Origin of the sequence: Vibrio sp. B183 (assembly GCF_000740665.1) — a bacterium.
Lineage (GTDB): Bacteria > Pseudomonadota > Gammaproteobacteria > Enterobacterales > Vibrionaceae > Vibrio > Vibrio coralliilyticus.
Map to the genome: position 1 here is coordinate 44,010 of NZ_JPQB01000003.1, position 12,641 is coordinate 56,650.

General features: G+C 48.6%; 5 protein-coding genes. 4 read left to right on the top strand and 1 reads right to left on the bottom strand.

Annotated elements, in window-relative coordinates:
- Positions 1-4 precede the first annotated feature (4 nt).
- A complete protein-coding gene (locus IX95_RS02155; protein ID WP_038156407.1) occupies positions 5-3,187 on the top strand; it encodes an efflux RND transporter permease subunit in 3,183 nt (1,060 codons plus the stop codon).
- Positions 3,188-3,243: 56 nt separating this feature from the next.
- Here the strand turns inward: IX95_RS02155 and IX95_RS02160 are convergent, their stop codons facing one another.
- Complete coding sequence (locus IX95_RS02160; protein ID WP_038156410.1) at positions 3,244-4,131, bottom strand: LysR substrate-binding domain-containing protein; 888 nt, start codon at positions 4,129-4,131, stop codon at positions 3,244-3,246.
- 107 nt (positions 4,132-4,238) lie between these two features.
- On the opposite strand from IX95_RS02160, the gene IX95_RS02165 reads away from it, so the two are divergent.
- The 3 genes from IX95_RS02165 to recB all read left to right on the top strand — a co-directional run bounded on the left by IX95_RS02165 (position 4,239) and on the right by recB (position 12,639).
- Positions 4,239-5,207 carry a TDT family transporter gene (locus IX95_RS02165; RefSeq protein ID WP_038156648.1) on the top strand — a complete coding sequence of 323 codons (969 nt, stop codon included), beginning with the start codon at positions 4,239-4,241 and terminating at the stop codon, positions 5,205-5,207.
- A 94-nt stretch (positions 5,208-5,301) separates the two neighbouring features.
- Positions 5,302-8,763: an exodeoxyribonuclease V subunit gamma gene (gene recC / locus IX95_RS02170; RefSeq protein WP_038156412.1), complete on the top strand. Its 3,462-nt coding sequence runs from the start codon at positions 5,302-5,304 to the stop codon at positions 8,761-8,763.
- Between the two features lie 255 nt (positions 8,764-9,018).
- Entirely contained in the window at positions 9,019-12,639 is a 3,621-nt protein-coding gene (gene recB / locus IX95_RS02175) for an exodeoxyribonuclease V subunit beta (RefSeq protein ID WP_038156413.1), read from the top strand.
- Positions 12,640-12,641: the final 2 nt, after the last annotated feature.

A 12,641-nucleotide genomic window follows, 5' to 3' on the forward strand; every position in this document is an offset into this window, starting at 1 on the left:
TGCAATGTTTTCTCAGTTTTTTATACGTCGGCCGATTTTCGCTTCCGTATTGTCGATATTGATTTTTATCGGCGGTGCGATCTCAGTGTGGCAGTTGCCTATCACTGAGTATCCGGAAGTGGTGCCGCCGACCGTTGTCGTGACGGCGACCTACCCGGGAGCAAACCCTAAAGTTATTGCCGATACCGTTGCATCTCCACTCGAAGAAGAGATTAATGGTGTGGAAGACATGTTGTACATGTCTTCGCAGGCGACATCAGATGGTGTAATGACCTTAACCGTGACGTTTGCCATCGGTACCGATGTGGACAAGGCACAAACACTGGTTCAAAGCCGAGTGGATCGCGCTTTACCTCGCTTGCCAGAAACTGTGCAGCGCTTGGGTGTGGTGACAGAAAAATCATCACCGGATCTGACGATGGTGGTTCACCTAATTTCACCTGATGAGCGTTATGACCTGCTATACCTAGCGAACTATGCGGCACTGAATGTCAAAGATGAGTTGGCTCGTATCGAAGGTGTTGGTGCGGTTCGATTGTTTGGTGGCGGTGAGTACAGCATGCGTATCTGGCTGGACCCAAACAAAGTAGCCGCTCTGGACATGAATCCAAGCGAAGTGATTTCCGCGATTCAGGAACAAAACCAACAAGCTGCGGCAGGTAGTTTGGGCGCGCAACCAAGTGGTGACTCTGACTTCCAGCTATTGATCAATGTGAAAGGTCGTCTAAGCGAAGTTGAAGAGTTTGAAAACATCATCATCAAAGTGGGTGAAGATGGTCAGGTTAACCGACTCAGAGACGTAGCGCGTATTGAGTTAGGCGCAGAGACATATTCTCTTCGCTCAATGTTGGATAATCAAGATGCGGTTGCTATTCCTATTTTCCAAGCTTCAGGCTCTAACGCGATTCAGATTTCTGATGATGTACGAGCGAAGATGGAGGAGTTGTCGCAAACCTTCCCACAAGGTGTGAGTTACGAGATCGTTTATGACCCAACAGTGTTCGTGCGTGGCTCAATTGAAGCAGTCGTTCAGACATTGCTCGAAGCTGTCTTGCTGGTGGTACTGGTTGTCGTTCTATTCTTGCAGACTTGGCGCGCTTCGATCATCCCATTGGTAGCAGTACCTGTATCACTGGTTGGTACGTTTGCCTTTATGTATCTGATGGGTTTCTCGCTCAATGCCTTGTCCCTGTTTGGTCTGGTATTAGCGATTGGTATTGTCGTCGATGACGCCATTGTTGTCGTCGAAAACGTAGAGCGGAACATTGAAGAAGGTTTAGCACCGATTGCCGCAACTGAAAAAGCGATGCGAGAAGTAACAGGGCCAATCGTTGCAACGACTTTAGTCTTGGCGGCGGTATTTATCCCGACGGCGTTTATGTCTGGTCTAACCGGGCAATTCTATAAACAGTTCGCTTTGACGATTACTATCTCAACCTTTATTTCAGCGATTAACTCGCTGACCTTAAGTCCTGCGTTATCAGCGCTATTGCTACGTGGTCACGATCAGCCGAAAGACTGGTTAACCCGCGCTATGGACAGATTGTTTGGCCGCTTTATCTTTGCACCGTTCAATAAGCTATTTAATCGTGGTGCTATGGTATACGGCTACGCGGTGACCAAGACCATCCGTTTAGGTGCCTTGATTGGCTTGATGTATGTTGGCTTGCTTGGCTTGACAGCTTATCAGTTTGATCAGACTCCTACGGGCTACGTACCGGGGCAGGATAAGCAATATCTGGTGGCGTTTGCACAATTACCGGATGCAGCATCACTGGATCGAACTGAAGCGGTGATTCGTGAAATGTCGGAAATCGCACTAGCGCAACCGGGTGTTGAACATTCTGTGGCTTTCCCAGGGCTGAGCATCAATGGTTTCACCAATAGCCCGAATAGCGGCATTGTGTTTACACCATTGGCCGACTTCGATGAACGCCAAGATCCAAGCTTGAGTGCCAACGCGATTGCGATGCAGCTTAACCAGAAGTTCGCTTCGATTCCAGATGCCTTTATCGCTATTTTCCCACCGCCGCCTGTACAGGGGCTGGGTACTATTGGTGGCTTCCGTCTCCAAATTCAGGACAGAGCAAACCATGGCTATGAAGCTTTGTATGGTGTCACTCAACAAATGATCATGAAAGCTTGGGCGCATCCAGCACTGACTGGCGTATTCTCAAGCTATCAGGTTAATGTGCCTCAGCTTGATCTGGACGTCGATCGTACCAAAGCACTCAAGCAGGATCTGTCTCTTGACGATGTGTTCTCTACACTTCAATCCTACATGGGTAGTACCTATGTCAACGACATTAACCGTTTTGGCCGCACTTATCAGGTCAATGTTCAGGCTGATGAAGAGTTCCGCCAGACACCAGAGCAAATCCGTCAGCTTAAGGTTCGCAATGCCGATGGCGATATGATTCCACTGGGTGCCTTTGTTGACGTTAACTACAGCGCAGGTCCAGATCGTGTGATGCATTACAACGCGTATACGACAGCGGAAGTGAATGGTAGCCCAATGCCTGGCTTTAGCTCAGGTGAGGCGCAGGCTGCAATTGAGCAGATCCTTGCTGAGACCTTACCTATCGGTATGACATATGAGTGGACAGAGCTGACTTACCAGCAGAAGTTAGCTGGTGATACAGCCACGCTGATTTACCCTCTGGTAATCTTGTTGGTGTTCCTTGTGTTGGCGGCTCAATATGAAAGCGTTCGTTTACCTATGGCAATCATATTGATTATCCCGATGACACTATTGTCGGCGATCAGTGGTGTGATCATGTGGGGTAGCGATAACAACATCTTTACCCAGATCGGTTTGATTGTACTGGTTGGTCTGGCAACGAAGAACGCTATCCTGATCGTTGAATTTGCCAAGGAGCTGCAGGATAAAGGTTGCACTGTCATGGAGGCGGTTCTAGAAGCATCGCGTCTACGTTTACGTCCGATTCTGATGACATCGTTCGCCTTCATTATGGGGGTTGTGCCTATGGTGTTCTCTACCGGTGCGGGTGCTGAAATGCGACAAGCCATGGGGATCGCAGTGTTCTCTGGCATGATTGGTGTCACGGTATTTGGCCTATTACTCACGCCACTGTTCTATTACGTACTGGCTAAACGTAGCCCAGCGAAACAGAACAAAGCGGAACAAAAGCTGACGCTTGAGACAGCGAACGAATCCACTGTCTGATCTCTCTGATTTGAGTGATTAGAAGGGCAGCCCTAGTGATTGGGGCTGCCTTTTTTTTATTGCCAGTGGTGACAGAAATCGATGAAAGATTTGAGTAGCGGGCTTTGATACTTTTCTTTGTGCACCAGTAACCAGAAGCGCCTTTTCATATCCAGCGGTAACGTCAGTTCGACCACTCGACCACTACGAATCGCGGGTTCCGCCGACAAGCGCGACAAACAGCCAAGGCCGAGGCCAGCAGAAACGCTGTTGATCAGTGCTTCAGTGGTATTGAGTTGAAACGCTTCTTGCCAGTATTCAAGGCGTGGTGCAATCACACGTAAGAAAAATTCTCGTGAACCAGATCCGGGCTCGCGCAGAATCCATTCGCTGTTTTCCAGCTCACCGATAGGGTGTTGAGGTGACTGGGCAAAGGGAGAATCCGGTGCACAAATGACGCACATTTCATCTTGACCAAACTGAGTGGAAATCAGCTGAGGGTGCAAGGTTTTGCCTTCAATCAATGCCAGATCCAGCTCATAGTCGACCAGTTTCTCGCAGATCAAAGCAGAGTTTGAAATAAATAAGCTCTGCGATTTGTGGCCTGTCTGCTGGCGAAACTGGCTGAGCATATAAGGGGCGACTTGATTGCCAATCGTATCACTGGCGCCAATTCTGAGCAGCCCGCTTAGCGTTTGGTCACCGTCAAACAGTTGGTCGATATCCTGAGCGCGATGCAATAATTCATCTGCCAGTGGCAGCAGCTTTTGCCCTTCCTGATTGAGAACAAGGCGATTATTAACCCGATCAAATAATGAGTGACCGAGCTGTTTCTCCAGTTCTGACAACGCCATACTGACGGCGGCTTTGGATAAAAACAGCGCTTCCGAGGCGGCAGTCAATGTGTCGTGCTGAGTAATGGCAATGAACACTTTCAACTGTTTAAGGGAGATATTGGCAGCCATAATAATAACGTTTAACTATTCTGAACGAGTGTTTTAAATAATTAGATATATTCGAACGTATAGCAAGCGTAATATTGTCTCCGTAGAAGAAAGAATGTGAGGCAATGATGATTCAAGCGACCAAAGTAAAAGTGATGGGTGCACCGACACCTATGGCAGGATTAGCGCTAGGGATTGCCAGTTTAGGTTGGTGTTGGGAAAATTTTGCGCCTTTAAATGGTTATGGCCAGTTGGGCGGGGCAGCGATAGCAAGTGTGTTGCTCGTGGTTTTGGCGATCAAATTTCTGTTTCACCGACACTTGTTGAGTCAGGACTTAGCTCACCCTGTGGTTGGCAGTGTTGTTCCAACATTTGCGATGGGGGCGATGGTGGTGACTAATTCACTCGGCCATTTTTCCCCAGTGATGGGTGATGTGCTTTGGTTGGGGGCCGTCGGTCTGCATATTGTTTTCCTTGTCAGCTTTATCTACCATCGAATTCAGGAGTTTGAACTGCATCACATGGTACCAAGCTGGTTTGTACCTCCTGTAGGCATCATTGTTGCTGACGTTTCATTTTCGGGAAATCCAGACCTGGTCGTGATTGCGCATGGTGCATTGATATTCGGCATGTTGGCGTATGCTGTGATGCTACCAATGATGATTTATCGCTTTATGTTTACCCATCAGGTGCCTGATGCAGCCAAGCCAACCTTAGCCATTATGGCAGCACCCGCGAGCTTATCGCTGGCAGGATACCTGACAGTTTCAGCGCAGCCATCGCCTGTGATTGTTGGTTTGTTGTTTGGCATTGGTGTATTGATGACAGCGATTATCTACCTCGCGTTTTTCAGATTGCTGAGGTTACCATTTAGCCCTGGTTATGCCGCGTTTACTTTCCCAATGGTTATAGGCTCTACTGCGTTATTTAAGCTAGCAGGGTGGATGCAGCAGACAGGTATTGACGCTCGGTATGTTGAGCAGGTGCATACTCTAGCGGGTCTGGAGCTGGTAGTAGCGACAGGTGTTGTCGGGTATGTAGCATGGCGTTACTTCAGCTTCTATCAGCCTCATAAGGTCATAGTGCGTAATGCGTAACCTTTTGACGCACTGACAAGCGTATAATTATCAAGAAAGCTATGCACTTATGCTAATCTCAACCCAATTGCGGCAAGAATAGTGTGAGTGCATTTTGTTTACTGTCTACCATTCCAACCAAGTTGACGTTTTAAAATCCCTACTCGTCGAGTTGGTTCGGCTCAATCCATTAGAAAACCCATTCGAACAAGAGCAAATTCTGGTTCAGAGCCCGGGTATGTCGCAATGGTTGAAAATGGAGTTAGCTAAAGAGTTTGGTGTTGCCGCAAACATTGAATTCCCACTGCCTGCTACTTTCATCTGGAATATGTTCACTCAGGTGCTGCCCGATGTGCCACAGCGAAGCGCCTTCAACAAAGAAGCTATGACCTGGAAGTTAATGTTCATTCTTCCTAACCTTCTTGAACAGGTTGAGTTTGAGGCACTTAAGCGCTACCTAGTGGATGACGATGACCAGAGTAAGCTCTATCAACTTGCCGAAAAAATCGCTGATATTTTCGACGGCTATCTGGTTTATCGCCCTGAGTGGATCGCCAGTTGGGAAGCAGGCCAAGTTGTAGCTGAGCTGGAAGAAGAACATAGTTGGCAGCCTATTCTGTGGCAGGCTCTGTACGATCACACTATTGAGCTAGGGCAGTCGCCCTATCATCGTGCCAACCTTTACGAACACTTCATCGATACGCTGGAAAACTACAGCGGTAAGTTTGATCATTTGCCGAAGCGATTGTTTGTGTTTGGCATCACTTCGCTACCACCTCGCTATATGGATGCGCTGAAAGCCATCGGTGAGCATATTGATGTCCATCTGATGTTTACTAACCCCTGTCGTTACTACTGGGGCGAGGTACGCGATCGTAAATACCTCGCGCGCTTGGCTGCTCGGCATCGACAACATCTGGTATGGAAACAAGACCATTCTGAGCTAGAAGGTGAAACACAGCAGCTCAAAGGCGATATTGAGCAAAACCTTGATGACGAACTGCACACCAATGTGGTGGGCAACAGCTTACTCGCTTCAATGGGCAAGTTAGGTAGAGACAACATGTATTTACTGTCTCAACTGGAGTCTCATGAAATTGAAGCTTTCGTTGATATTGACCGTGACACTCTGTTGCACCATTTACAGGCCGATATCCTTAATCTTGAAGAGCATCAGGATGACAATACCCTCGATGACAGCCATCACAAGCAAGTGATTGATGAGTGGGATCGCTCGGTCACGTTGCATGCTTGCCACAGCCCAATGCGTGAAGTGGAAGTACTGCATGATCAGTTACTAGCGATGTTTGATGCCGACCCAAGCCTTAAACCACGCGACATCATTGTTATGGTGGCGGATATTAATGCCTACAGTCCGGCCATTCAGGCGGTGTTTGGTAATGCGCCGGGTGAACGATTTATCCCTTATTCCATCTCTGACCGAACGGCTGATCAGGAAAGCCCGATCTTGCATGCCTTTATGCAGGTTGTGAACTTGCCGAATACTCGCTGTCTTGCTTCTGAGTTACTCGAATTGCTCGAAACGCCTGCTATTTTGGCGCGATTTGGTTTGAATGAAGATGAATTCATTCAAGCGAAACAATGGGTCGAAGAGTCGGGCATTCGTTGGGGACTTAATCACCACACTGGCGAAGAATTTGATTTGCCTGAAACGTCGCAAAACACCTGGCAATTTGGCATTCAGCGCATGTTGCTCGGTTACGCTATGCCTGAGTCTGCTGGATTGCTGGAAACCGAAAGTGGGCTGTTGTCCCCTTATAATCAGGTCCAGGGGATGGGCGCTGAGTTAGCGGGGAAACTGGCTCATTTTATCGAAACCGTCAGCCATTACCGTAGCCAATTGGCTCAGACTCAGTCCATTGAACACTGGCGTGAAACCTTGACGGTTGCGCTGGATGACTTCTTTAGCGTGGATCTGGAAGGAGAAGCGGCGCTTAAGTCTATTCGGGATACGCTGACGTCATTGAAAGATCAACTTCAAGAAGCGGCGTATGAGCAGGATCTGACGCCAAACATTGTCTCTCAATACTTGCACAACAAACTCTCCGGAACCCGAGTCAGTCAGCGCTTCTTAGCAGGCCAAGTGAATTTCTGTACTCTGATGCCAATGCGCTCGATCCCATTCCGCACTGTCTGCCTGCTTGGAATGAACGATGGGATTTATCCACGAACGGTTCCGCCAGAAGGGTTTGATTTGATGAATGGCCGGGCGAAACCTGGTGACCGCTCTCGTCGGGATGATGACCGATATCTATTTTTGGAAGCCTTGTTGTCAGCGCAACACACGCTCTATATCAGCTATGTGGGTCGCTCGATTCAGGACAATACTGAGCGCGTACCGTCAGTATTGGTGTCTGAGTTGATGGAATATTGCCAACAAAACTATTGTCTGGCAGGAGATGAAGCGTTAGCGGTCGACGAATCGGGTCAACGTTTGCTGAATTGTATTAGTGCCAGTCACTCTATGGTGCCATTTAGCCCGAGTGCTTTTGTTGAACAAAATGCCAGTTATGCCAAGGAGTGGTTGCCTGCGGCGAATCGACAAGGACAAGTTGGTGGCCAGTTCAATCGCCAGTTAAGTGATTACCTGTTAGATACAGTCTATCCGCTCGAACTGGATTTGGTTGAGTTACAACGCTTCTGGCGTTTGCCTGTGCAGTACTTCTTCAATCGCCGTCTCAAGGTGGTGTTTGAGCCTCCGTTACCTGTAATGGAAGATGATGAGCCATTCGTTCTAAATGGCTTAGAAAGCTACCAAATGCGCGATAGCCTGTTGGAATTATTGCTTGAACACCAGCTCAGTGGAGCAGGAGATCAGCAAGCCATTATTGACGACTTCATCGCACATCAACGTGCTCAAGGTAAGCTACCAGTAGGCGCATTTGGTGATATAGAATTTGAAACCAATCGAGTGCAGGCTGAAGAGCTGGTAGAAAAGCTCACTTGGTTATGTGGCTCACCGAGCGACGATCTTGAAGTGAAACTGACCTTTGATGTGCTGGGAGAAGGAAAGCTTGTTCAGCTGACAGGTTGGCTAACTCAAAGCTATCAATCGGGCTTAGTTCGTTTTCGCAGTGGGCGAATCCGCGCTCAGGATTACCTTGCTGTCTGGATCGATCATTTGGCTATGAACGCGATGGGGCATCAGCAATGCTCGCATATGGTCGGTTATGACCGCAAAGAAGGAGCTGTGCACCTCACGTTTCCGCCACTCGAGAGTGCGGCTGCTGCTCACTCGACGCTGGGAGAGTTGGTTTGCTTGTTCTATCAGGGAATGACAACGCCTTTAACGTACTTCCCGAATACCGCTTTAGCTTGTGTCGAAGCGGGCTTTAGCCGTGGTAATTGGGCTGATGATGAAGAAAAGTCACTCAAGAAAATGGCAGACACATTTAACGATGGTTACCTTAGTCATGGGGAAGGCGCGAACGCTTACATTGCTCGTATCTGGCCTGAATGGAGCGATGAGTTGGCGATGCAAGTCAGGACGTTGACGGCATTAGTGTTACAAGCGCCGAGATTGGCAGTGAAAGATAATCAAGAGATAGAGAAGTAGGTGGCCGCCAGGAAATCATTATTGGTGTAGGGCGTTTTCTGTACGGCCACAGGTCAGAGGGACCATGATTCGGTTGCTTAGCGTCAGGTACTGCCTGCGTAAGTCGTGCAGCGAATACTATCGGTAAGACTCGCCGCTTGCCGTGAGAGAGGTCTCATAAAATCCTATCTTGAATGGGATTTTTATTGATAAATATCATTTTAAAGTCTGGATCACATTTGGATCTGGAATAAATGCATCAAGGGCACGAATTTTATGACATCCACGTCAATGGTAACGTCACTGGATACCATGACTTTTCCGCTTCATGGCGCGCGTTTAATTGAGGCGTCTGCCGGAACCGGAAAAACCTTCACTATCGCTGGCCTGTACCTCAGGTTGCTGCTTGGTCATGGCTGTGCGGAAAGCAAACACCAGCAGCCGCTAACGGTGGACCAAATTCTGGTGGTGACCTTTACCGAGGCTGCGACCGCCGAATTGAGAGACCGGATTCGAGCCCGAATTCATGATGCGCGACTGGCTTTTTCTCGTGGCCAAAGCGGTGATCCCGTGATTCAACCTTTGCTTGAAGCCATTGAAGATCATTCTCAAGCGGCTGAGATTCTCCTTCAAGCGGAAAGGCAGATGGATGAAGCTGCGGTCTATACGATTCACGGTTTTTGTCAGCGTATGTTGACTCAAAATGCGTTTGAATCTGGCAGTCGTTTTAATAATGAATTCATTACTGATGAGAGTCACCTTAAAGCTCAGGTTGTGGCAGACTACTGGCGACGTAATTTCTACCCATTACCGCTTAATCTTGCCGGAGAAGTGCGCCGAATTTGGGGAGCGCCTGCTGAATTGCTGAAAAAGATAAGCCCTTATTTAACTGGGGCGCCTTTGCAGCTCTCAGTGCCAGCAATGCAAGGCAGTATGGCTGACCTGCATAGCCAAAATCTCAAACAGATTGATGAACTCAAAAAAACTTGGCGCGAAGGGCAACAAGACTATCTTGCTCTCATTAGCGACTCGGATGTCAACAAGCGTAGCTACACCAAGAAATCATTGCCTGCTTGGCTTGAAACGGTGGACATGTGGGCCGCGAGTGAAACCACGGGCTATGAGTACCCGGATAAACTAGAAAAGTTTGCGCAGAATATCCTGCAAGAGAAGACCCCTAAAGGGCAGGCGCCAAGCCATCCCGCTTTTGTGGCTATCGAGCAGTTTCTCGCCAAACCTATTAGTCTTGAAGCACCACTGCTGGCACACGCCATAGAACAGTGCCGCGAGATGTTGGCGAAGGCCAAGCAGCAGAAACAGTGGTTGTCGTTTGATGATCTGCTGACTCAGCTGTCCGCAGCGATTGATGAAGATGACAGTGAGCTGCTTACGCAGCGAATCCGGTCTCTCTATCCGGTCGCCATGATCGATGAATTTCAGGACACCGACCCGCTTCAATACAGCATATTCAGCCGTATCTATCTTGAGCACCCTCAGTGCGGTTTGTTCATGATTGGTGATCCCAAACAGGCGATTTACGGTTTTCGTGGCGCGGATATATTTACCTACATCAAGGCACGTAATCAGGTCTCCTCCCACTTCACTCTTGGTACTAACTGGCGGTCGAGTTCAGACATGGTCGCAGCGGTGAACCAGGTGTTCGAAACGCCGAGCAGCCCGTTTGTTTATGACGATGACATTCCGTTTCTTCCGGTTAAATCGAGCCCGAATGCAGACAAACGTCAGTGGATGATAGATGGACAGCGTCAACCGGCAATGACTTACTGGTTACAAGAAGCCGAGGAGAAGCCGTTGGCGAAAGGTGAATATCATCAAGCAATGGCGCAGGCCTGTGCTGATGAAATCCATCGTATTCTGTCGGCGGCTCAGGACGAGCGTGCGTTTTTTGATGACGGGAAGTTTCAACACGCGATTCAGGCCGGAGACATTGCGGTATTGGTGCGAACTGGCAGTGAAGGTCGAATGATCAAACAGGCCTTGGCTGAGCAGGGGATTGCCAGCGTGTATCTGTCTAACCGAGATAGTGTATTTGTCTCACAGGTGGCAGAAGACTTACAACGATTACTCCAAGCGGTGCTCACGCCGGAAAATGATCGCGCTTTAAGAGCCAGCCTTGCTTCTGAGCTGTTTGCTCTTGATGCCGGAACCCTCGACAAACTCAATAACGATGAAAATGAGTGGGAAAATGCCATCAATGAGTTTAAAGAGTATCGCCGCTTATGGAGTCAACGTGGCGTATTGCCGATGCTGCGCAGCGTGATGAGTAAAAGACACATCGCAGAACGATTGCTTGAAGAAGATAATGGCGAGCGATCTCTGACGGACTTTATGCACATAGGAGAGCTACTTCAGCAAGCCAGCCAAGAGCTCGATAGTGACCACGGTTTGCTGCGCTGGTTGGCTCAGTCCATTAGTGATGCCCGCAATGGTCTCGGGGGCAGTGAGGAGCAGATCCAGCGTTTGGAATCAGAGCGCAATTTGGTGCAGATTGTCACCATCCACAAATCAAAAGGATTGGAATACGATCTGGTATTTTTGCCGTTTGTATTCAGTTACCGAGAGGCGAGTGAAGCCAAGTATTACGATAGTGCTTCAGACAAAACCATTCTGGATATCACCAAACAGGATGCTTCATTGCAGCAAGCTGACAAGGAGCGGCTGGCGGAAGATCTGCGCTTGATCTACGTGGCGCTCACTCGCGCGGTTTATGGCTGCTTTGTCGGTGCGGCGCCGCTACGTAATGGTCGCTCGACGAAAGAGCCGACTGGCGTGCACCACAGTGCGATGGGGTACTTATTACAAAATGGTGAGCCAGGTGGCATCGCCGATTTAACCGCTGCGTTGCAACAGCACGCTCAGCAGCTGAGTTGTGTCCGGTTGGCGGATTTACCTGAGAGTGTGAATGAAAAGCTTGTTGCTCGCGAAGCAGAGAAGCAAGCGCTGCATGCCAATGAATTGCAAAATGAAATCGACCGTAATTGGCGGATTACTAGTTATTCCGGTTTGGTTAAGCAGGGAGCCAGCCACCATTTTGACGATGCTGTGACGGATATTTTGTTGTTGGATGTCGACTCTTCTGATGAGCAGCAGGAGGAAGAGCAGCTAGAACCTGAGAAAAGTATTTTTACTTTCCCGAAAGGCGCTAGACCAGGCACCTTCCTTCACACCTTATTTGAAGAGGTTGAGTTTACCGAATCTGCAACCTCAGACAGCAATAGCGAAATCATTGTTAATTTGATGGAAAGTGAGCAGCTTGACCCAGCTTGGTTGCCGATACTGCAACAACTCGTCGATACGGTATTGGCAACGCCATTAGATGGTAAGCAACTGCAACTCAATCAAAAACAGCCTGCCCAACGATTAGTTGAAATGGAGTTCTTGCTACCGATTGAAATACTGACTGCGCCAGCATTGAATCGAGTTATTCAGCGTCATGACCCTCTGTCTGCCAAAGCGGGCGATCTGGGCTTTCATTCCACACAGGGAATGCTGAAAGGTTTTATTGACTTGGTGTTTGAACATCAGGGCAAGTATTACGTACTTGACTGGAAATCTAATTATCTTGGAGATAATGTCGCTGACTATCATGGCGAGGCCCTGAAAGCGGCCATGGCGGATCACCGCTATGATCTGCAATATCAAATTTATGCGTTGGCTTTACACCGATTCCTGCGCTCTCGTGTACCAAATTATGACTACCAGACTCACTTCGGCGGAGTCTATTACCTGTTTTTACGCGGCATGGATGGAGCAAGTGAACACGGCATTTTCTCTGCACGTCCGACACTTGAGTTTCTCGAAGACATGGACAGCCTGATTGATGGGCGTCCTATTGAACCGAAACAGTCCAGCTCTGGTCAGATGGAGTTACTCTAATC

What these genes read in the sequence shown, in the direction of transcription:
- IX95_RS02155 (WP_038156407.1), top strand. Translation starts at nt 5, where the DNA reads ATGTTTTCTCAGTTTTTTATACGTCGGCCGATTTTCGCTTCCGTATTG.
- IX95_RS02160 (WP_038156410.1), bottom strand. Translation starts at nt 4,131, where the DNA reads ATGGCTGCCAATATCTCCCTTAAACAGTTGAAAGTGTTCATTGCCATT.
- IX95_RS02165 (WP_038156648.1), top strand. Translation starts at nt 4,239, where the DNA reads ATGATTCAAGCGACCAAAGTAAAAGTGATGGGTGCACCGACACCTATG.
- recB (WP_038156413.1), top strand. Translation starts at nt 9,019, where the DNA reads ATGACATCCACGTCAATGGTAACGTCACTGGATACCATGACTTTTCCG.